The sequence below is a fragment of the Streptomyces sp. NPDC003011 genome, from assembly GCF_053591515.1.
Window position 1 is genome coordinate 1 of sequence record NZ_JBSFTY010000029.1, and the last position, 19,895, is coordinate 19,895.

Genomic DNA, 19,895 nt, shown 5'->3' on the forward strand with positions numbered 1-19,895 from the left:
CAGCACCTGGTACGCGGCTGACTTCAGCAAATGTGTCAGCTGAGCCGTATACGGAGTATCCACGAGGAGCGCGGCGGAACCGGACGTGATGAGGGTGCAGTTCGCCATGCCCCATGTGCCGGGAAAGTCGGGTAGCCACGCATAAGCTCGGGGGTCAATTTCGGCCAGGTGTGAAGGAATGCGCATGCCCGCATTCTGCGGACTTTCCTCTGTGTGAAACCTGTGAAGAAGGACACACGTGGCCAAACCGCAATCGGGGCCCGCCCTGTGGCGTGACTGAGCCCGGCTGGGGCTATGCCTGGTCCCGCGCGAAGATGACGACGATCGCACGCGCTCCGGGGGAGGCGAACGGAGCCGACGCCACCAACTTCGCCGTGCCCGGCCCGTACAGCGGGTGCTGGAAGGGACGCACCACTCCGTCCGGCGCTATCGAGGCCAGCCCAGGGTGACGGTAGATCGGGCCGGCGACAGGGTCCGCCCGTACCTCCTTGTCGAGGTGCCGCAGCACGTCGTTGTCCGAGTGCTCGGCGAGAGCGGCCCGCAGCTGCGCGGAGACAGACGGCGCCCAGATCCGGTGCCAGCCCTTCAGAGTGTGCCGGGCCTCTTCGGAAAGGAGCATCCACCGCGCGGTGTTGGCGGGGACCTGACGGTTGTGGAACATGTCGGCGAAGGCGCTGTTGTAGGCGAGGGTGTTCCAGGCCAGGTCGGTCACGTACATCATGTGCCGCTGGCCGTCGCAAGCCTCCTGCCACAGGCTCGACACCGACAAGCCGGCCTGCGGGTTCAACGGCGCCGTCGGCCGGTGTCCGCGGGCGTACAGCCACATCGTGGTGTACTCGTCCTCGCTCAGACGCAGCAGGTGGCCGACGTCGGCCAGGAAGTCGTCGGGAGGGTGGGGGAGTTTCCCTCGCTCGAAGCGTCCATACGTCTTTTCGGCCCGATTCAGCAGCTGATCCATTTGACTTTGGGTCAAGCCGCTCTGTTTGGGTCCGGGAGTATCTGCCGGGCGAGCCGGAAGGTCCAGCTCCTCCGGCCGGATCGCGGCCCGTTTCGGCCCCAACAGCCATGTCAGCGGGTGCACGTTGTGGCCGCCCACTATCCCTCCCCGTAGTGTGATGCGTGTGACCGCAGTGGTCTGTGAGACGCGAATAGGTGCAAAAACTTTCCCGTAGATCGAAACGCGATCGTTCGGTAAGGATCTAAGACGGAGCGGAGACCGCCGTTCCGTGAACGGGGCAGGGGGTGCCGCGGCCCGATGGGCGCATGCAGGGGCATGGCATTAGGCAGGGGAATGACTGCCGCGGACCACATCCTTCTGCTCTCCTTCTCAGCCGTAGAGCCCTGGTCACTGGGTCGAAGGAACGGGTCTGACCGTGCAGTGGCGCAGCCTGGTGCGCGTGCTGCGGCCGAGCAGAGCCGGACACGGTACGTGACCGTAACTCGGGCAGTGGCTCAACTTACGTGCACACCTGAGGTTCGAACAAAGGTTTTGCGAACGGCCGTGTCGGCGGATGCCGCACGCCGGTTGACCGCCGGGATCGGCGCCCCGACACCGGACGGCGGAGCCCGGACTCGAGGCCGGAGGTCCGGTCAGCAGCGCGCGAGGATAGGCACCTACTGAGCTATGAATGAGAGCCGCAGCAAGAAGCCATGCAGCACCGAGGAGCCATCCGCGCTCGTCAGCGCGGGAGCGTGTGACCGCACGCGTCGCAGGACTTCGTCTCTACGGGCCTCGGCCCGCGAGCAACTGGCCATCTTCACCGCCACCTGGTCGACCACGCGGCTCATCCGTCGGGACATCGGTCTGTCCGGCGTGCGCAGTCTGCAGGACCTCGTCGACGCCGTGGCGATGAAGCGGGGCAAGCCCATCACCCTCACCGAGGTCCCGCTGCCCCCGGAGGTCTCCGGGTTCTGCGCTCGCGGCCGGGACCGGGACTACATCGTGGCGGACGCCAACGCCAGCGAGCTCACCCGGCTTCACGTCAGCCTTCACGAGCTGTTCCACCTGTGGGAAGAGCACCCCGCGGATGACGGCACGCCTCAGCCGATCGCTCCTGACGTGGTCCGGCAGTTGCTGCCCGGGCTCAGACCCGAACCCATCCAGAAGGTCTTGGGCAGGTCGCACTACCGCAAGTCCCACGAGCGGCGCGCGGAGACCTTCGCAACGGTCATGCTGCAGAGGCACCTTGAGCTCAGGACGCACGAGAGCCGCACCGACTATGTGACTTCGGCACTGGCGCACCGGAGGACCGGTGTCTGAGGGCCTGTCCAACATCGTTTACCTGTTCATCGCGGTCGTGGCCTTCACGATGGGCTTCTGGAAGACCCTGGCCCTCCTCCGCGACGCGACCCCCGCGTTGGCCCTGACGGTGTCCATGCAGTGGTGCGGAGGCGTGGTCTACATCATGGCGTCGCCCGCCGGATACCGGGCTTTGGGGGACGCTACCGGCCGGCCGAGCTTCGCGACCCTGCCCGTCTACGTCGGGATCCTGGTCTGCTTCGCGATGGCGCACATCCTGACTCTGCTGTGGAATCCGCAGCTGCGTCAGAAGCCGTCCGGACTCCGGCACACCGTGATTACGTGGACCGCGGGCTACGCGGCCGGAGCGAGCCTGATGATCGTCTTGTTCTCGCTCGCCGACCTCTCGGGACCAGCCGACCCGCTGCGTTTCAACACGACCTTCGCCGACGACCCCATGGTGCTGTTGTTCTTGGCGGTCTTCCTGGCCACGCTGGCGAGCGGCACCTTGAACACCTGGCGCCAGTGCCGCACCGTGAAACTGGAAGACCCGCGGATCCAGCACGCACTGCGGTCCTTCGCCATCGCCGCCCTGGGCGTCTTCGGCTACGTGGTCTGCTCCGCCCCGGCCATCGCGCTGGCGGCGATGGGCAACCACAGTCTCGACACCGTAGGGGTGCTCGGATCCACCTGCGGCTGCATCGGCACGATCGGCTTGTACTACGGGCTGTCCGGGGCCGCCTTCGTGGCTTGGCGGCGCGAGCTGCGCGACTTCAGGGCCCTGCAGCCGTTGTGGGACCTCGTCGTCGCCGGGGTCGATCAGGACCTCGCCTTCAGCGTCAGCGCCTCCCGTGGCCGGCGCCTCGCGCTGAATGTGACCTTCCAGCTGCACCGCCGCGTCATTGAAATCCTCGACGGCGTACGGGCACTGCGTCCCTGGGTGTCCGCCGCCCCGATGGAAGCCGTGCGCCGCCTGCACCAGCAACAGGCGGCTCAGCCCGGCACCTGGACACCCCTGTCCGGCCAGGACCTGGAGGCAGCCGTGACCGCCGCCTCCCTGCGTGACGCCGTCCGCAGCTTCGACGCGGCGATGCAGCAGCAGGGGGACCGCACCAGTCGGCCTCAGCCCCCTGCCGGGCCGGTGGTTCCGCTGCCCGGCGACGACACCCCAGCCGGTCAGGAACGCGACCGTCTGCTTCGTGTCTCCAAGGCGCTCGTGCATCCCATCGTCGCCGCGGCGCTGCTGGAGTCGGAGGCCGCGGGCCGTACGAAGGCCTGAGTCGGCTGGCATCCCCCGCCCCATGCCCGCACGCCCGCCGGACGGAGCTGTGGACCACACTGCGTGCCCGGAGGTGTCAGGGCCGGCAGAGGACCATTAGGGTCGCAACATCCGTTGAGTGCGATGCGACAGAGACTTACCTGGGCCAAGGGGCCCATCCTCGGGGGGATTTCAGTGCGACGAGCAGTTGTGATGGGCGGAAGCTGGGCCGGTCTACTCGCGGCGCGTGTGCTCGCTGACCATGCGGACGAGGTGGTCATCATCGAGCCGGACAGTGACGACCTGGGACGTGGCGCGCCGCATCGCCAGCAGCTGCACGCCCTGCTCTCCATGGGACACACGCAACTGGACCGTTGGTTCCCCGGCATGATCGAAGCTCTCGTCGAGGATGGCGCCCACCTGGGGACAGGGCCCGCTGTGCAGTACTACGTCGATGGAGTGCTGAAGGCCTGCATTCCCGACAACGCGATGGTCGGCGCCACCCGGCCGTTCCTCGAGGAGCAGGTCCGCCGTCGTGTGCTTGCCCTGCGCAACGTCACGGTGCTGGCAGCGCGGGCCCGAGGTCTGCTCTTCACTGGCAGCCGTGTGTGCGGGGTTCGCTTCTCGCCCTCCGAGGCCACGGGATCGGCGCCCGTCCTGGAGGAGTTGGACGCCGATCTGGTCGTCGACGCAATGGGCCGTTCCAGCCGACTGAGTACCTGGCTGGCCGAGAACGGGTGGGACCCGGCGCCGCTGGACCGCATGCAGGTCGACCTCGGCTACGCCACCGCCTCCTTCCACCGCGGTGACGAACTCCCCGGCACTGTGGTCGCCCACGCCTCTCCGGGCCCGGCCAACGGCTACCAGCAGCACCTTGCCGAGCCGGGTGCGATGGTGGCAGTCGAGGGGAATCGATGGTCGGTGGTGCTGGTCGGCTACAGCGATTACCGGCCGGGGAACGACCCCGAGGAGTTCCTGCGGCGGATGAGGCGGTGCGTCGCCCCCATACGCGAGGTCGCCGACCAGTGCAGCTTCGACGGACACATCGAGACGTTCCACTTCCGGGAGAGCCAGCGGCGCACCTTCACCCGCCTGAACCGCTTCCCAGGGGGATTGGTGGCGCTCGGGGACTCCGTCGCCTCGGTGAACCCCGCTTACGGCCAGGGCCTCACCCTGGCAACGCTGGGGGCCTCCTCGCTGTCAGCTCACCTGCGATCCGGCACTTCGCCCCGACTGCCGGCGTGGGACTACTTCCGCAGGCTCGGCGTCGTCGTGGACGCGGCGTGGCAGGTGTCGACCACCGCCGATCTCGCCCAGCCCCATGTCACCGGTCCCTATCCGCCCGGGTACCGGATGATCCGCTGGGCCGGCGACAAGGTGGTGGCGGCTTCCGTCATCGACCCTGCCGTGAACAAGGAGTTCATGGACGTGGTGAACATGCGCAAGCATCCCCGCGCTCTCACCAGCCCGCGCGTCCTGATACGGACGGCCCGCGTGCTGGCGCGTCGCTGAGTGACCGGCGCCCCGCGTCGGGCCCGTGGGGCTACTTGGCGGAGGCGTCGTCCGACGGCTCACCATCCGGTCGCACCAGGCCGAGCATCTCCTTGATCACCGGGAGGATCCGGCGGCGGCTCCTCGTCGGCAGGGAGAGCATCTTGTCGGTGAGTTCCTGCACTTCCGCGTCCTCCGGCTCGGTCTGGCTGAGAGCCGTTTCGAGCGCTGCACGGAGCTCGTGGCCGAGACGACTGGACGCACCCGGGGCAATGCTGCTGCGCAGGGCAAGTTGGGAGATGCCCTTGCCCTTGAGGAGGGCGAGGTGGGTCAGTGATTCGTGCACCGGCTGGAGTGCCCGGTGCAGGGCCTGACGCTCCGTGGCTGTGAAGAAGCCGGGACTGACGTCGAAGAACTGCTGCAGACCTGCCAGGACCGCGAAACCGGGTCGGCGCTCACCATTGAGGAGGTAGCCGACCTGGCCATGGGAGATGCCCGCTCCGGCCGCGATCTCGTCGAGGGTGTAGCGCTTGCCCCCCGGCTTCAGCCGGGTCTCGCGCAGGAAGACCAGCCGCTGCTTGAAGGCCTCTTGGAGGTCTTCCGGCTCCGTGTGTTCGCCGTTGAGCAGCGAGCGAATCCGATCAACCGGTATCGCCGTTTGGTATGAGATGTCGTCCAGGTCGATGTCGTCGCGGCTCATACCGAGCATGGACAGCAGCTCATCGATCGACGCGATGATCTCCGCAAGATCGTCCGCCTGCGACGCGTCAGCGGCGGCATGCATAGCCGTGCCTTCTCCTAAGTCGTAGGCGGCGGGGGCAGGCCGCGTACGCGCAGCCCCGCCGAGATTAGCGGTCATGAGCACCTTTCGTCACGCGCCGTGGGCACGATTGTGGCTGGAGCGCCCGTCGGTGTTCTTCAATGTGGCATCCAAGAGGTGCTTCTTTCAACAATCGTTGACACGATTGGGCTCGATCGGCATAATCCGTCGGCACATGACGCCCTGACGAGCCGTCGGCTGGGCGACGGGCTGTGCCGCAACGGCGTCCGCCTCGTGTGACTCTGAGTGCTGCCCGAGCCCCGCTCATTCCACAATTGTGTCAAAAATCGACGGCCACGCCATCGTTTCCCCACTATTGTTGACATGGTTCCGCTCGCATAGGCAGGATCGCCAGTGCAACGTGACGTTCACGCGGCACACCGTGACACGGTGGCCCGATCGGGTCCCGTGTCCGGCACGGGGAAGTGACTTGCTATGCGTCGATTTGTACTGAGCGCGGGCGGCGTCAGGGGACGTCGTACGAGCGCCCCAAGGGGGCCCGACGGGCGGAGGGGGACCGGAATGAGGCTCATCTGTGCATGCGCAGCCTCCAGCCCGCGTTCCCTTCCATGCCGGGACGGGCAGCACCTGACGAGGGTTCAGCGGGACACCATGGACCGGGCCAGCCGAGGGACCGTACACCCCCCTGTGATGGTCAGCCGCCATCCCCCTGCGCGGCGAACCTCGGCCCCTGGACGGGGGTGCCGCCGCCGTCCCTGGCGGCACCCCCGCGCACAAAGCACCTGAAGGAACGGCCTCGTACCACAGGAGCATCCGTGATCTCGTCCACAGCCGTCGCCGTCGCGCCGACCGCCCTCTTACCGAGGCCGACTCCGGCATCCCACGGAGAGCGCACCCGCATGTGCTGCGTGGAGTCCGGCCTCCGCTCCCGCCCAACAGTCCACTCACAGGCCGCCGCAGGCCTAGCCGCCCGGTCGCCGTTCGACTGCTCGAACAGCACGCTGTCCGGCCGCCGGGGCGGTCGGGCACGGGAGCCCGGCACGGGCTCGGGCCAACGCTGGCGGCCGACGTGGGGACGCAAAGACCTGAAGGAGAGCCGCAGATGACGCCCCACGCGCGTGCCCCATGGGCACTTGCTTCCACCGCGTTCGCCGCACTGTGCAGCGGCCGGCAGGCGTCCATGGGGCTGTACGTCGAGCGTCTGTACACCACCAACGGGCGCCAGCTGAGGGAGCATCCCTGGGCCCCGAAGGACGGAGAACTGCCCGTCACGTGCCTGTCGATCGCGGGAACGGACCACGTCTTCTACCCCCGCGACACCAGCCAGCCCCACCAGCAGCACATCGTGCTCCGGGAGATGGCCGCACGGGCGCTGCGCTGGGCCGGCCCGGACACCGCGGACTCGGCGAGAGCGCACCCGCTGAACCAACTGCTGCCAGACCTCCCGGAAGGCCTGATGGAGGCGGCCGTTCCCCAGCTGTCGGGCCCTCCCGACGAGACTGCCGTGGAACATCTCGCCACCCTGATGGGCTACGCCATCACTCCGCAGATGCCGCGCCCGGGCCGAGCCCTCGCCGCGCTGGAGCCCCTGCGGGCAGCGCTGGACGGCGGCTCCGGGAGGGCCATCGCCGCGACCACCGGCAACGCCTACCTCTACCGCCAGGTCATCGACATCAACGACGCGATGTGGCGACTTCGGCAGCACCTGAGCGCACCGGTACGCGAGCAGGCGCGAGCCAGTGCCTGCCGAGCGGGCTTTGCGGGAGACGAGGCCGCCGCGGTGGCGGCCGCGATCGAATGGCGGGCGGCCCTTCGCGCGCGCCAGCGCGGACAGGTGGAGACGCAGGTCCTGCCGCTCCCTGCCGGAGGGGCCGACTTCGCGGAGGAGGTCAGCCGCCTCGCAGCGCTCGCCCAGGCGTTCCACGGCGTGCGGGCGCCGAGGCGCGCGGAGCCGGCGCCGGGTCGGGCTCCGTACGCGCGAGCGGAGCTGGCCTCAGCCGCCCGCCTCCGGCACTGAACAAGCCGTTCGGTCACCGCACCGAACCCTGATCGGGCCCAGACAGTCTCGACGGACACGGGACTGCCGCACTACGGGGCCGGCGCTTCCGGCCGCTCACAACACGACATGGCGCCGTCGGCACGGCGGCCGGAAGCGCACACAACTTACTTCTACTCAGGGGCAGGTGTCTTCGGGGCCTGCCCAAGATTCTGCTGAAGCTCATCGAGCACAGCGACGGCGTCGTCGACCTTGACGTACGACATACAGAACGTGGCCGTGGCGTCGACTTCGACCCGTATCTCGTACTCGGCGTACGTGGCGTCGTCGTCCCAGTTGTACGTGCCGGGCGGAGCATCGGCGATGCCGTCGGGCCCTTCGTCGAACCAGCCCGGCCCGAAGATCTTGTTGAGTGCCTGGCCCAGGGCCTGCTGGGGGATGTCGGTGAAGTCGACCGTGACCCGGCCGTGGTCGTCGAAACACACGGTGCCGGCGGCTTCGCCGGGCCGTTCCACCCGCATCCGTGGATCACAGCAGCCGGTGGGAGGCGGCATTCGCTCGAGTCCGGGAAACGCGGTGGCCAACGCGGCCAGCGCGGCGTCCTGTTGCGCGTTCCAGGCGCTTTGCCAGTCGTCCAGGGCGGTGCTCAGGGGCTGCTGCATGAGGCTCTCCGATCTGCAGAGCCGGGAAGAGGAGCGTCCCGGCGGGGGCCCAGGCCCGCCGGGACGCGGTCACACGCTCAGGCCGTCACCGCGAGTGGGCGCCGGGCCGGGCAGTGCAGAAGGTGGGAGAAGGCGCGCTCGGTGGTCCGTGGCAGGCGAAGTCCCGTCGGCGCGATGAACGAGCAGGCGGTGCACAGCCACTTGACCGGGACCCGGAGCTGGGACACCTGGCGCGGCGGGCGGTCGCCGAAGATCTGCACCTGGTCGCCGCACGGGGTGTACAGCACCCTCCATACGTGACCGCGCGCGCCGAGCGCCGGGAGGTCGGGGCGGCGTGCGTAGACGCCGTCCTGGTGGGACGGGTACAGGAATCCGATGTCGACCAGCATCGCCAGCACGATCACGGCCTGCGTTCGGGGGATGCCGAGTTCGACCGCGTCCTCGAGGGTGAACGTGGCGTCCAGTCCCTGCGGCGCCAGGTAGCTCTGGGCACGGTTGACGGCCTGCTCCCACAGGGTGGTGGTCGGCGAGGTCAGGGTTGCGGCAGGCATACGGGTGGGTCTCCTTCGCGGCGCGGGGAGTGGTTGGGTTGGGCGGATGGTTGGCGCGGTGCTCATGCGGCCGCCGTCAGCCGGGCGAGATGGGCGCGGGCGATTCGGGCGTCGCGGTGGCGGGCGGTCTCCAGCAGGTTGATGACGGTGTCGCCGACCTCGCGTGCCTCGTCGGTGGGCAGGCGCCGCCAGCAGCCCACGGCGTTGCGCAGGGAGGCCTGGGCCATGGGGTGCTCGGGGCCGACGGCCCGCTGCCACTGCCGGGTGGTGTAGATGAACGTCCGTGCGCACAGGGTGAGGTCACCGCACAGGTAGGCGAGGTCACCGCGGACGTGTCCGGACACGAGGGTGCGCCAGTGGTCGGCACCGAAGACCTCCGTGAGTTCGGCCAGCAGCCGGTCGGTGGCGGCCGCGCGCTCGCGGAAGTTGTCCGGACGTGCTCCGCGGCAGATGTCCTCGAGGACCTCGGCGTACGGGTCGGGAAGGACGGACCAAGGGCGGGCCAGCGGTATGTCGGGCAGGTCGTTCCAGCGTCGGCCGGCCTGCGGGGTGGGTGGCTCGGGGTCGGGGAGCTGGGGGTATTCCTGCCAGGGCTCGCTGGCACCGGAGGGGTGCACCCGCAGCGGCAACGGCGGGCCGCCCTGGGCCCGGTCCTGGATCACCGCGTGCACCGGTGCTGCCCGGGCGGCGGCTTCCATCTGCAGGTGCGTCAGCACGACGGTGGGGAGGGGGACCTCGGCGGGCACCGGCAGGAAGTCCCCGTCGACCACACAGGTTCCGTCGGCCTCCAGGACCACGTTCACGACGGCATCGGTGGACATGCAGAACTCCTGCGGGATCAGATGCGGTTGGGGCCGGGATGGGCGGGGAATCGCGGCTCGGCCCAGCCGCGGTAGCGCAGCCTCCAGCGGCCGTCGGTCAGTTCCTTGCGCGAGACGATCGAGATCTGGCCGTTCGTCACGATGTCGTTGCTGGCCACCTGGTCGCGGCCCAGGTACAGCGCGACGTGCCCGGCCTTCTCTCCGGTGTCGTAATAGAGCAGTGCACCGGGCGGCGGCCGGGAGTCGCCGGGGTGGGCGTAGCCCCCGCTGACGGCTGCCTGCCAGCCGACGTTGGCGCTCGCATGGACGGCTCGGGTGCCGTAGGCCTGCTCGACGAACAGCTCGCACAGCCGGTACCAGCCGCTCATGCCGTTGGCTTTGCGGGCCGCTTGGATCGCCTGAGCGGGGGAGCGGGGAGCCTTCCAGCTGAGCTTGGTGACGGGATCCACCGCGCCGGAGACGGCCGTCTGGGACGTGGACGAGGTGTCGGTGTCGCAGCCGGCGAACTCGGACGTGACGGCGTGATCGCCCCAGGCGTCCGCGACGAGGGAGCCAGCCGACTGCTCCCACTTCGCGTACTCGCCGCGGAGCGCTTCCGCCGGGCGCTGTATGCCGGCGGCGACTTTGGTCAGCGGCTTGGTCTGCCAGTCCGAGACCTTGACCAGGCTGTCGTAGAACTTCTTCGACGCATAGACCGGGTCGGTCAGCTGGGAGACGGTGCCCCAGCCCTGTGAGGGCCGCTGCTGGAACAGCCCCACCGAATCCGCGTGCCCGCCACTGAGGTTGTTCAGCGACGACTCCTGCATGGCGACGGCAACCGCGATGACGGCGGCGCGCGGCGCCAGGTTCCTTGTCCGCGCGACGTTGGTGATGGTGGCCGCGTTACGGACCTGAGCGGCCGACCAGCGGGGCAGCGTCTGTTCGCCCTGAGGCGTCAGCGGGATGCGGATCTGGAAGGTCTTGTCCTGACTGACGCCTTCGAACTCCGGTGCCGCGCCGCCGTCCCCCGGGCCGCTGGTGCCGTCCCCGACGGGTGTGAGCTTCCCGGTGCAGGTGGCCGCGTTCGCCTCGCCGGCGCCGCCCCCGATCAGGAGGGACGCGGCGATGAAGACGCACACAACTGCACATATGAACGCTGCGACGGCTGCGACGGCCTTCTTCACCATCCCCCCTCGGTGACAACGCCTATTTCTGATCGGGGTGAGTCCGCCCGGTGGTGGAAGGGCGGGAGTCGGCGTCCGGTTGGGCGGGCCCTTCCGCCTCGCCCGGCTGTTTATGCAGGCAGGGGCGGTGTTGTGCGGGCCGCTGGGACGCTCACGCAGGCCGGATCGGGTGATCGCGACCAGCGTGCCACGTGGGAAAATAGAAACACACGTTGTCAATCACGGCTAGAGGTGGGTACGTTTGCGCCAGTGATCCCCGTGGAGTCAGCCGTGGGAGGGGCGCCTGATGCTCAGAGCGGACGGAATATTCATTCCCAAAGCGCCGGAGAAAGCCGGCGGTGGGGGAGGTGGTGGCGGAGGGGGAGGAGGTGCTGGGGACCTGTTCGGAGGACTGGCCCCCGACTGGGGGCCCTTCGACGCCCTCAACAGCACGGCCCGCACCGTCATCCAGATCATCATGGCCGCCGTGCTGATCTTCCTGCTCGGCCGGGCGATCATCAGCTTCGGCAACATGAAGTTCGGCCAGAGCCAGAACGATCCGGTTGCCCTCAACCAGGGACGCAACAACCTCATCGGAGCCCTCGTCGGCGCCTTCGGCGTCGCCAGTGTCGGCACGCTCTTCACGCTCGTCTACGGGATGGGAATCTGATGCCCCGGCAGAAGACCGCGTCGGGCGGAACCCGCGTGCTCAGCGGGTCCGCCCCGGCGGCCGCCCCGACGCCGTCCCCCAATCGTCGCCTTCGCGTCGCGGTCATCCTGGCCGGCGCCTTCTGCCTGCTCGTCGTGATCGGCCTGCTGGTCGGCGGAGGCGGCGACAGCGGAGGCGGCAGCAGCGCAGGCGGCACGCCGCAAGCCAGCGCCGGGAGTCCGGTCGTCAGGGAGCCCGTCGGCGGCAACGCCAAGATCTCCGCCCACCGCACCGTCGACGGCGTCCCCGTCGGCTACCCCCGCAGCCAGGCCGGCGCTATAAAGGCCGCCGTCAACTACCAGCTCGCCCGCTCGAGCACCGGCTACCTCGCCGACCCGACCGTCCGGTCCAAGACGCTGCGCGCGATGGCAACCAGCAGCGCCTACTCCGAACTGCGCAGCAGCGACGACGACTCGGCCAGCAGCGCCCTGACCAATCTGGGGCTCACCCAGCAGCAGGCCGAGCAGAGCCTCGTCTCGCGCAGCGCCGTCCTTGGCACCCGGGTCGTCAGCTATGTGCCGGAGGCCGCGTCGGTTGAGCTGTGGATGGCCGGCATCGTCGGCGTCACGTCCGAGGACTCCCCTCTTCCGGTCACCGGTTCATGGACCACCGTCACCGTCAGCCTTCAGTGGCAGGGCGGCGACTGGAAGCTGAGCGCCATCCGTTCCGACACCGGGCCCACCCCGGTGCAGAGCGGCAGCGAGGACCCCACCGACATCTCCGAATTCCAGCGGATTGACCGTGACTTCGATGCCGCGCCGTTCACCGACTGACCCGCGCCTGACCTGGCGCAGGAGGCTGCCGGGGGTGGTCTTCCTCGCGGTCACCTTCCAGGTGCTGCTCCCGCCTCCGAGGGCGCAGGCGGCACCGGACCCGTGCAAGCTGCCGTTCGGTGACAAGCTGTGCGAAGTCGCCGCCGGCGTCGTCACGGCCCCCGTCGATGCGGTGCAGGGGGCGAAGGACGCCTGGGACGGCGCCGGTGAGGCCATCGACTTCGCCTCCGACCCCATGGGCTACATCGCCGACGCGATCCGCGACGCGGTGGCGTCCTTCCTGAAGTACCTCGTCGAGCTGCTCATCGGCTCGACCACTCAGATCGACTGGGGCAACGAGGGCTTCATCCGCACCTACACCATGGCATTCGCCGCCTCGACGGTGCTCACGATGGTGTACTGGCTCATCGCCGTCGCCAAACGCGCCGCCCAGGGTGTCCCGCCCCTGCAGGCGCTGGGCGAGTCGATCGGCTTCCTCCTCATGTCCGTCCTCGTGACGGCCTTCGCACCTGGCGTTGTCTACTACGCCGTCAAGCTGTTCGACCAGGCAGCTGAGGCGATGTTCGCTCCCGTGGCCGACGACATCGCGAGCATGGCCGTGACAATCACAGCGGCTCTGGCCGCGCTGCTCGTCATCCCCGGCGGCTCCATCATCGTCGGGTTCGTCGGCTCCTTCCTCCTCGCGCTCATCGTCGGTGTGTGGTGCGAGCTCATCGTGCGCAACGCCATGATCCTCACCGGACTGGTGTTCGGGCCGACCGTCTTCGCCGGGCTGGTGGACCGGGCGCTGTGGGACCACACCAAAAAGTGGATCAGCGCCATGGTCGCCATCATTGCCAGCAAGTACGTCACGCTGACCTGCCTCGCTCTGGCAAGCGGTCTGCTCGCGCACACCGACGGTGTGTCCAACATCGGCAAGACGATCTCCACGCTCCTCACCGCCATCGCGCTGCTCTGCATCACCCTCTATATGCCGTTCACCATCTACCGCTTCATCCCCGGCTTCGGCGATGACATCCAGCAGATGTACCAGGCACGCGACGACTTCCAGGGCCGGGCCGGAGGCCTCAAGGACGCCGTGACCGACGGCTACGACGACCTGAAGGAACGTCTGGGCAGCGCTGGGGCGGCCGCCGCCACCGGAGGCACGTCCGCAGCGGCTGAGGGTGCCGCAGATGCCGGCGGAGGCATCGAAGGCGTCGGCGGCATCGGCGGTTCCGGGGATGACGACGACGCGGACGGCGGCGGTCTTTCCGGCGACGGAGGCGGCCCGCCGGTCCCGGGACCCGATGCGCTCCCGGACGAACCCGGCGGGGACGACGAGGCTGGCGGCCCCGGTGGGGCGCCCCCCGACACAGCGGCGCCTTCCGACACGGGAGCGCCCTCCGACTCCGGGGGCGGCGACCCGCCGCTGCCGTCGGCGGATCCCGGGGCCGCGTTGTCCGGCGGTGGATCCGCCGGTGGCTCCGGCGGGGGAGGACCGGGCGGCCGTTCGTCCGCAGGGTCATCGGGCGGCGGTTCCGCCCCGGGCGGGGGCGGCCAGGGCTCCCCTGCCCCGACGGTCACCATTCCCGAGCCCCCGCCTGCGGAAGGCCCGTCCTGGCCCCCCGCCGAGGAGAGCTGAGCCCCACCCCCACCACGTTATGCCGACCCCGAGGAATCTCCCATGGCTCGCACCTTCAGCTTCGCCGCCCCCCGGCCGAGAGGGCTGCTCGGCCGCCGCTTCGAACCCGACGAACAACTCGTGCTCGGTGCCGGGTTCGGCGGCGGGCTACTGATGCTGTGGCTCGTCCCCGGGATCCCCTTCAAGATCTGTGCCTTCGCCGGGTGGCTCGGCGTGTGCGTCACGGCCGTCCTCCTTCCCTACCAGGGCCGCACCTATCTGCGGTGGTGGGAGATCAACCGCACCTACCGGCGGTCGCTGCGTGACGGCTCGCTGCTGTACGCCTCCAGCGCGCCGCAGGCCGGCGTCCACCTCTCGGGGCAGCCCGTGGCGATCGCGCTTCCCCCGGGCATTCCGGCCGATCTCCGCTGGATCGACGCCCCGACCGCCTACGGCCAGATCGCCGTCCTGCTGCAGCCGAGCGAGCAGATGTTCTGCGCCGCCTTGGAGGTCGAAGCTCAGCGGGACTTCGGGTCCCTCGACATCGAGGACAAAGAGTCACTCATCGGCGCCTGGGAGCACCTGCTGCGCTCCACCGCGGACAGCGGCGGCCGCATCCGCCGACTGCAGTGGATCGCGCGGATGGTGCCGGCCGACCCGAACGCCCACGCACGCGACGCGCACACGCGCGCCGACCCGCAGGCCGCCCACTGGCTGCACGCCTCCTACACCGAACTCCAGCAGGCAGTCGCCCTGTTCGCCGAGGACCGCCGCCTCGTCCTCGTGGTCGGCATCCCCTACACGCCCGACCTGGTCGCCGAGGCGCGCCGCTACCACAGCCTCGCCGAAGGCTTCGCGGTCTGCCTCGGCAAGGAGATCGAGGCATTCATCCGCTCCCTCGGCCAGGGCCAGCTGCGTCACGTCCGCAACCTCGACGAACCCGCGCTCGCCTCCTACTTCCAGCACGCGTACGGGCCCGATCACTGGCTGGACGACACCGTGGGCATGAACCGCGCCACGGCCTGGCCCGCCGAACTCGACGCCCGCCCGGAAGACCACGTGATCGCCCGCAGCTTCGAGGGCGCCGAGCCCTGGTACTCCGCCACCGCCTGGATCAAGAAGTGGCCCGTACTGCAGGTGAGCGTGAACTTCATGGCCCCATTGATCTTGTACGTGAAGGACATCGTGTTCACCGTCGCCGTCACCATGGACCTGGTCCCCGGGGACCAGGCGCTGACCGAAGCCATGGCCGACTCCACCAACGAGATCGGCCAGGCCGACCACAAGGCCGGCAAGCTCAAGGACCCGCGCGAGACGGCCGCACAGCGCAAGAGCCTGAGCACCGTTCAGGAGATCGCCGACGGGGCCGCCGGTATCCGCCTCGCCGGCTGGGTCACCGTCACGTCCTCCAGCAAAGAGGCACTCGACCAGGACAAGGACACCGTGCGTGCCGCCGCCGCGCGCGCCCAGATCCGCCTGGACTGGTGCGACAAGGAACACCACCGGGCTCTCGCCAACACGCTGCCGCTGTGCACCGGGCTGCTGAGGAGCTGACGGGCGATGTTCGAGCTGCTCCGCTCCCAGACGCAGACCCGCCGCCGTGCGATCCACACCACGACGACCAACGCCTGCGGCGCCTACCCGGCCGTGGGCAGCGCCGCCATGGATCCCCGCGGCGTTCTCATCGGCCGCGAGGCCTACTCCGGGCGGGCGTACGTCTACGACCCGTTCATCCTCTACGACCCCGACCGGCGCGACCGGCTGCCCTCCGGCCACGTCCTCGTGCTCGGCAAGTCGGGCTATGGCAAATCAGCGCTGGAGAAGACCTACGTACTGCGGCAACTGCGGTTCCGCAACCGCAGCTTCGCCATCCTCGACGCCCAGGGCGAGGACGGCGTCGGCGAATGGGACAGCATCGCCCGGCGCCTCGGCATCACCCCGATCCGCCTGACCTACGGCGACCCCAGTGCGCGCGGCGCCGTACGCATCAACCCGCTCGACCCGCGCATCCCCGTGGAGCACCAGTTCAAAGTGCTCTGCTCCATGCTGGAAATCCTCGACGGGGCGCTGTCCTCGCAGACCAAGAAGGCCGTCTCGGTCGCCCACATCGCCGCGGTCGCGGCCGCCGCCCGCGAGCAGCGCGTCGCCACCCTGTCCGACGTGTTCGCCGCGCTCACCGCCCCGCAGCCCGCGCACCTGGGTGAGCAGAAGGTCAGCCCGGAGGAACTGCTCTCCTGGGGCCAGCCCGCGGCACTCGCCCTGGACGAACTGTGCAACCCCGACCGCGACCTGTCCGGCATGTTCGACGGGCCGACGACGGCCGGCATCGACCTGGACGCCCGTCTCATCGTCTTCGACCTGACGCGGCTGCCGCGCGAGGGCCCGTCCATGCCGCTGCTGATGAGCGTGATCGGCCCGTGGCTCCGCTTCGGCTGGATCCGTTCCGGTGACGACATCAAGCGCACCCTCATCGTCGAAGAGGCCTGGCACATCCTCAGCCACCGGCCGGTCGCCCGTCTCTTTGAGGAGTTCGTCAGGTATGGACGCAGGCTGGGGCTGAGCTTCTGGGCCGTCCTGCACCATCTGCACGACCTGCGCCTGGACGAAGCACCAGAAGCGCTCGCCATCCTCAAGTTGACCGCCACCCGGATCATCTACCACCAGGACCGGGAGGAAGCGCAGGCCACCGCCGACTATCTCGGACTGCCCCGATGGGCGCTGAAGGCGATCGTGGACGGGGCCTCCGTGTGCTCCCCAGGCCGAGCGGTGTGGCAGGTCGGCGGCCGGGTCAACCTCGTGGAACACATCCGCTCGCGCACCGAAGCCCTCCTGACCAACACCAACCGGCGGATGACGGACAAGAGCGCCGAGTTCACGAGCGAAGCGTCCGGAGTGCCGATCCGCCTGGCCAAAGGGGGTGCCTGATGCCCCCGATCAAGGTCGCCGAACCGAGGACCGGCGCCCGGTTCCGACTGGGCCGCGACTACCTGTGGATCTACCCGCTGGCCGCGCTGTTCGTGCTCACCGCCGTGCTGTGGTGGACCGCCGTACTGTCCGGACTGCTCCAGTACGGCCAGCCAGCTCGCGCGGGCTGGAACACGGTGGGCCCCGCCCTGCCCTTCCTGCTCCACGACCCGCTGCACCCCGCGGACGCGTGGCCAGTGGGCACCGGCGTGGGCGGGCCGATCATCTTCTGGTCCACTTTCGTGGCACTGAGCGCCGCAGCGACTTACGGCGCCGTCGCCGCCTTCCAGGCCTGGGCGCGACGAGCCCGCGAAGGCGCCGACGGACTGGCGACCAGCGGCCAGATCGAGGCCGCGCTCGGCGAGGCGCAGGCCAAGGCGCGCATTCCCTCCCTGCGGCCCGCCCTCGCCCACCAGGAGCCCGACACCGTCGACATCAACGAGGTCGCCGTGTCGGTGGGCATCGCGGTGCCCCACGAGATCCCGCTGTGGGCGACGATCGAGGAAAGCTGCCTGCTGGTCGCCCCGCCACGCGAGGGCAAGACGCAGCAGATCATCCTGCCGGGCATCCTGTCCTTCCCCGGCACCGTCCTTGCCACGAGCAGCAAGACCGACGTCCTGTACGCCACCGCTGACGCCCGTGAGCGCTACGGCAAGGTCGCCGTACTGGACCCCACCGGACTGTCGGGCTGGCCGGAGCAGCTGCGCTGGCCGCTCACCCAGGGATGCGAGAACTACCAGGTCGCCCGCCGACGGGCCGAGACGCTCAGCGCGGCCACCAAGACGGAGGAGGGCACGAAAGGCGGCGGCTACTTCGTCCTCAACGCGAAGATGTTGCTGACCTGCTGGCTGCACGCCGCGGCGCTCGCAGGCCGCCCGGCCATGGACCTGCTGCGCTGGTCCTCCGACCCCGAAAACCGCGAAGCCGTCTACATCCTGTCCGAGCACGGGCGCGGCGCGCTCGCCGGCGCCCTGGCCGGCCAGCACGACCACGACCCGGAGGAGCGTGCCACCACCTGGTCCACCGCGGCGGCGTCGCTGGTGGCCCTGTACGACGAGGCGGCGGCCGCCATCTTCGCCCCCGAGGGCGGCGAGGTCTTCGACATCCGCCGCTGGCTCACTGACGGCGGCACCCTCTTCCTCCTGGGCGAGGACGAGGAAGGCTCCGCGCTTGCCCCCATCAACGCCGCGTTCTCCAAGGCCGTGTTCGACACCGCCAAGCGGATCGCCGCCCGATCCCCCAACGGACGGCTGCCCCGCCCCTTCGGCGGCTTCCTCGACGAGCTCGCCAACGTGTGTCCCCTGCCGGAGATCCCGTCCCTGATGTCGGTCAGCGGCAGCCAGAACATGTTCATCTGCGCCGTGTTGCAGAGCTACGCGCAAGCCGAAGAGCGGTGGGGACAGCTCGGCGTCCGCAAGCTGTACGCCAGCAGCACCGTCAAGCTGTTCCTCGGCGGTATCTCCGACCCCGACGAGCTGAAGAACTACAGCCAGCTCACCGGCAACTTCGACGAGGACACCACCAGCGTCAGCGACGACGGCAACAGCCTGTCCGTATCCACCTCGGTCCGCCGCCGGGAGGTCCTGGAGCCAGCCGACATTCGCATGATCCCCGAACGGGGCGGTCTGCTCATCCACCGCCGTACCCCGGCCGTCCGAGTGCGCTTCACCCGCGCTTACGAGGGCCCGCACGCCGACCTGATCAAGCAGTCCACGGTGCGGTCCCGTGAACGCGTCCAGTCCGACCTGATGGCCGCAGATCCCGACCTGATGGCCGTGGAAGCGGGAGCGGACGATGAGTAGCGATTTCCAGCCCATCGACGCGATCCTCTCCGAACTCGAAGCGCTGCAGAACCTCGTCACTACCCAGGGCGAACGCCTCGACTTCCTCGAGATCGCGCAGAACACCAGCGGGCCCGGCCCTGCCGGCGGGGAAGGGCCGCCCCCGGGCGCCCCGGTGAACTGGCTCCTCCTGGAACAGGCCGACCGCGCGAAGCTGTGGCCCCGGTTCGTGGACTGGGTCCTGTGGCTCGCCGACCGCTACGAGATCGCCAACGACCAACTACCGCGGGCCTGTTGGTTCCTGCACGGAGCCGTGGTGGAGGAACTGACCGCCCTGTGGACCTCCCACGCCTCGGCCTACCAGGGCGAGGAGGACAGCGGCGCCGCCCCCTACCTGTGGCAGGACGCGCTGGCCCGCGCCATCGAGCGGGTCAACCGGCTGTGGATCCCGGGCAGTTGCCGCACCGGCACCCACCGCGACAAGGACCGCAAGTCGTGGATGAGCCCCAAGTACCGCGAGGACGTCACCCGCGCCGGACCACCGGGAGCGCCCCCCGCGACGCCGCCGCCTTCTGCACCAAACGAGGAGAGCTGACCCCATGGCGATGAACCAGCACGGGATCGACGCCAAGGCGTACTGGAAGCGCTGGCTTCCCGCTCGCTACGCGGCACTGCCGTTCCCCGACACCTACTTCACCCTGCTCGGCGAGCAGGTCGAACAGCAGGCCGGTGACCTGTGGGACGAACTGGTGCGGCGAGACGAGGCACCCGAGGCGGAGACCCACGAGGAACGCGCCGGACGTCTGCAACTCCTCAAGGAAGAGGCCGTCCGCGCCGTCATGGACGACCTGGTCCGTCTGCCGCCCGAGCCAGGCACCGGAACCGATGCTGACGACGGCCTGGAGAGCGAGGACAGCTTCCAGGACCGCGTGACCGCCTTCCAGCAGCAGCTGGAGTCCAACAGCACCCTCGTCGAACGCCTCCTGGACGGCGAGGCCCGTATCGAGGACCTCTCCGACGACGAGCTCAGCAGCGTCATCGCCTGGATGTCGCCCGCCTTCCTGCACCTGTTCGACACCTCGGTAGAGGCCGAGCGCGCCAAGGGCCGCTCCATCTGACCCGCC

At 69.4% G+C, this 19,895-nt stretch carries 18 protein-coding genes and 1 pseudogene; 12 read left to right on the top strand and 7 right to left on the bottom strand.

Going from position 1 to position 19,895, the window contains the following annotated elements:
* A pseudogene (locus ACWD0J_RS16695) lies at window positions 1-186 on the bottom strand (MBL fold metallo-hydrolase); the annotation flags it as partial.
* Between the two features lie 106 nt (window positions 187-292).
* Complete coding sequence (locus ACWD0J_RS16700) at window positions 293-958, bottom strand: MmyB family transcriptional regulator (RefSeq protein ID WP_451496536.1); 666 nt, start codon at window positions 956-958, stop codon at window positions 293-295.
* A gap of 666 nt (window positions 959-1,624) precedes the next feature.
* Here ACWD0J_RS16700 and ACWD0J_RS16705 point away from each other — a divergent pair.
* The 3 genes from ACWD0J_RS16705 (at window position 1,625) to ACWD0J_RS16715 (ending at window position 5,009) form a co-directional block, all read left to right on the top strand.
* The gene (locus tag ACWD0J_RS16705; RefSeq protein WP_451496537.1) at window positions 1,625-2,260 is read left to right on the top strand and encodes an ImmA/IrrE family metallo-endopeptidase; all 636 of its coding nucleotides are present in this window, start codon (window positions 1,625-1,627) and stop codon (window positions 2,258-2,260) included.
* Window positions 2,253-3,518: an MAB_1171c family putative transporter gene (locus ACWD0J_RS16710; RefSeq protein ID WP_451496538.1), complete on the top strand. Its 1,266-nt coding sequence runs from the start codon at window positions 2,253-2,255 to the stop codon at window positions 3,516-3,518. The genes ACWD0J_RS16705 and ACWD0J_RS16710 overlap by 8 nt, the downstream gene beginning before the upstream one ends.
* 228 nt (window positions 3,519-3,746) lie before the next feature.
* Window positions 3,747-5,009, top strand: coding sequence for an NAD(P)/FAD-dependent oxidoreductase (locus ACWD0J_RS16715; protein ID WP_451496539.1), 1,263 nt, complete (start codon window positions 3,747-3,749; stop codon window positions 5,007-5,009).
* 31 nt (window positions 5,010-5,040) lie between these two features.
* Here ACWD0J_RS16715 and ACWD0J_RS16720 read toward each other — a convergent pair whose 3' ends face one another.
* Window positions 5,041-5,772, bottom strand: coding sequence for a helix-turn-helix domain-containing protein (locus tag ACWD0J_RS16720; RefSeq protein WP_451496540.1), 732 nt, complete (start codon window positions 5,770-5,772; stop codon window positions 5,041-5,043).
* A 1,099-nt stretch (window positions 5,773-6,871) separates the two neighbouring features.
* Here ACWD0J_RS16720 and ACWD0J_RS16725 point away from each other — a divergent pair.
* Window positions 6,872-7,786: a DUF6545 domain-containing protein gene (locus tag ACWD0J_RS16725; protein ID WP_451496541.1), complete on the top strand. Its 915-nt coding sequence runs from the start codon at window positions 6,872-6,874 to the stop codon at window positions 7,784-7,786.
* A 152-nt stretch (window positions 7,787-7,938) separates the two neighbouring features.
* On the opposite strand, the gene ACWD0J_RS16730 is transcribed toward ACWD0J_RS16725, so the two are convergent.
* The 4 genes from ACWD0J_RS16730 to ACWD0J_RS16745 all read right to left on the bottom strand — a co-directional run bounded on the left by ACWD0J_RS16730 (window position 7,939) and on the right by ACWD0J_RS16745 (window position 10,917).
* On the bottom strand, window positions 7,939-8,427 hold the full coding sequence (locus tag ACWD0J_RS16730) for a hypothetical protein (RefSeq protein ID WP_451496542.1): 489 nt from the start codon (window positions 8,425-8,427) through the stop codon (window positions 7,939-7,941).
* 77 nt (window positions 8,428-8,504) lie between these two features.
* The gene (locus tag ACWD0J_RS16735; RefSeq protein ID WP_451496543.1) at window positions 8,505-8,978 is read right to left on the bottom strand and encodes a hypothetical protein; all 474 of its coding nucleotides are present in this window, start codon (window positions 8,976-8,978) and stop codon (window positions 8,505-8,507) included.
* Between the two features lie 62 nt (window positions 8,979-9,040).
* Window positions 9,041-9,799 carry a hypothetical protein gene (locus ACWD0J_RS16740; RefSeq protein WP_451496544.1) on the bottom strand — a complete coding sequence of 253 codons (759 nt, stop codon included), beginning with the start codon at window positions 9,797-9,799 and terminating at the stop codon, window positions 9,041-9,043.
* A 17-nt stretch (window positions 9,800-9,816) separates the two neighbouring features.
* The gene (locus ACWD0J_RS16745) at window positions 9,817-10,917 is read right to left on the bottom strand and encodes a M23 family metallopeptidase (protein WP_451496545.1); all 1,101 of its coding nucleotides are present in this window, start codon (window positions 10,915-10,917) and stop codon (window positions 9,817-9,819) included.
* Between the two features lie 331 nt (window positions 10,918-11,248).
* Here ACWD0J_RS16745 and ACWD0J_RS16750 point away from each other — a divergent pair, with 331 nt between their 5' ends.
* From ACWD0J_RS16750 to ACWD0J_RS16785, 8 genes are read left to right on the top strand one after another with little or no spacing between them, the layout of a single operon-like run.
* On the top strand, window positions 11,249-11,611 hold the full coding sequence (locus ACWD0J_RS16750) for a hypothetical protein (protein WP_451496546.1): 363 nt from the start codon (window positions 11,249-11,251) through the stop codon (window positions 11,609-11,611).
* Entirely contained in the window at window positions 11,611-12,423 is an 813-nt protein-coding gene (locus ACWD0J_RS16755; RefSeq protein WP_451496547.1) for a hypothetical protein, read from the top strand. Before ACWD0J_RS16750 ends, ACWD0J_RS16755 begins: the two co-directional genes overlap by 1 nt.
* Window positions 12,401-14,047 carry a hypothetical protein gene (locus tag ACWD0J_RS16760; RefSeq protein WP_451496548.1) on the top strand — a complete coding sequence of 549 codons (1,647 nt, stop codon included), beginning with the start codon at window positions 12,401-12,403 and terminating at the stop codon, window positions 14,045-14,047. Before ACWD0J_RS16755 ends, ACWD0J_RS16760 begins: the two co-directional genes overlap by 23 nt.
* A 42-nt stretch (window positions 14,048-14,089) precedes the next feature.
* Complete coding sequence (locus ACWD0J_RS16765; protein ID WP_451496549.1) at window positions 14,090-15,580, top strand: SCO6880 family protein; 1,491 nt, start codon at window positions 14,090-14,092, stop codon at window positions 15,578-15,580.
* A gap of 6 nt (window positions 15,581-15,586) precedes the next feature.
* Window positions 15,587-16,951 (top strand): ATP/GTP-binding protein, encoded by a 1,365-nt coding sequence (locus ACWD0J_RS16770; RefSeq protein WP_451496550.1) that lies wholly within the window; start codon window positions 15,587-15,589, stop codon window positions 16,949-16,951.
* Complete coding sequence (locus tag ACWD0J_RS16775) at window positions 16,951-18,792, top strand: type IV secretory system conjugative DNA transfer family protein (RefSeq protein ID WP_451496551.1); 1,842 nt, start codon at window positions 16,951-16,953, stop codon at window positions 18,790-18,792. The genes ACWD0J_RS16770 and ACWD0J_RS16775 overlap by 1 nt, the downstream gene beginning before the upstream one ends.
* Window positions 18,785-19,366 (top strand): hypothetical protein, encoded by a 582-nt coding sequence (locus ACWD0J_RS16780; RefSeq protein ID WP_451496552.1) that lies wholly within the window; start codon window positions 18,785-18,787, stop codon window positions 19,364-19,366. Before ACWD0J_RS16775 ends, ACWD0J_RS16780 begins: the two co-directional genes overlap by 8 nt.
* Window positions 19,367-19,370: 4 nt before the next feature.
* A complete protein-coding gene (locus tag ACWD0J_RS16785; protein ID WP_451496553.1) occupies window positions 19,371-19,889 on the top strand; it encodes a hypothetical protein in 519 nt (172 codons plus the stop codon).
* The last annotated feature ends 6 nt before the right edge of the window (window positions 19,890-19,895 follow it).

What these genes read in the sequence shown, in the direction of transcription:
- ACWD0J_RS16700 (WP_451496536.1), bottom strand. Translation starts at nt 958, where the DNA reads ATGGATCAGCTGCTGAATCGGGCCGAAAAGACGTATGGACGCTTCGAG.
- ACWD0J_RS16705 (WP_451496537.1), top strand. Translation starts at nt 1,625, where the DNA reads ATGAATGAGAGCCGCAGCAAGAAGCCATGCAGCACCGAGGAGCCATCC.
- ACWD0J_RS16720 (WP_451496540.1), bottom strand. Translation starts at nt 5,772, where the DNA reads ATGCATGCCGCCGCTGACGCGTCGCAGGCGGACGATCTTGCGGAGATC.
- ACWD0J_RS16725 (WP_451496541.1), top strand. Translation starts at nt 6,872, where the DNA reads ATGACGCCCCACGCGCGTGCCCCATGGGCACTTGCTTCCACCGCGTTC.
- ACWD0J_RS16730 (WP_451496542.1), bottom strand. Translation starts at nt 8,427, where the DNA reads ATGCAGCAGCCCCTGAGCACCGCCCTGGACGACTGGCAAAGCGCCTGG.
- ACWD0J_RS16735 (WP_451496543.1), bottom strand. Translation starts at nt 8,978, where the DNA reads ATGCCTGCCGCAACCCTGACCTCGCCGACCACCACCCTGTGGGAGCAG.
- ACWD0J_RS16740 (WP_451496544.1), bottom strand. Translation starts at nt 9,799, where the DNA reads ATGTCCACCGATGCCGTCGTGAACGTGGTCCTGGAGGCCGACGGAACC.
- ACWD0J_RS16750 (WP_451496546.1), top strand. Translation starts at nt 11,249, where the DNA reads ATGCTCAGAGCGGACGGAATATTCATTCCCAAAGCGCCGGAGAAAGCC.
- ACWD0J_RS16755 (WP_451496547.1), top strand. Translation starts at nt 11,611, where the DNA reads ATGCCCCGGCAGAAGACCGCGTCGGGCGGAACCCGCGTGCTCAGCGGG.
- ACWD0J_RS16760 (WP_451496548.1), top strand. Translation starts at nt 12,401, where the DNA reads ATGCCGCGCCGTTCACCGACTGACCCGCGCCTGACCTGGCGCAGGAGG.
- ACWD0J_RS16765 (WP_451496549.1), top strand. Translation starts at nt 14,090, where the DNA reads ATGGCTCGCACCTTCAGCTTCGCCGCCCCCCGGCCGAGAGGGCTGCTC.
- ACWD0J_RS16770 (WP_451496550.1), top strand. Translation starts at nt 15,587, where the DNA reads ATGTTCGAGCTGCTCCGCTCCCAGACGCAGACCCGCCGCCGTGCGATC.
- ACWD0J_RS16775 (WP_451496551.1), top strand. Translation starts at nt 16,951, where the DNA reads ATGCCCCCGATCAAGGTCGCCGAACCGAGGACCGGCGCCCGGTTCCGA.
- ACWD0J_RS16780 (WP_451496552.1), top strand. Translation starts at nt 18,785, where the DNA reads ATGAGTAGCGATTTCCAGCCCATCGACGCGATCCTCTCCGAACTCGAA.
- ACWD0J_RS16785 (WP_451496553.1), top strand. Translation starts at nt 19,371, where the DNA reads ATGGCGATGAACCAGCACGGGATCGACGCCAAGGCGTACTGGAAGCGC.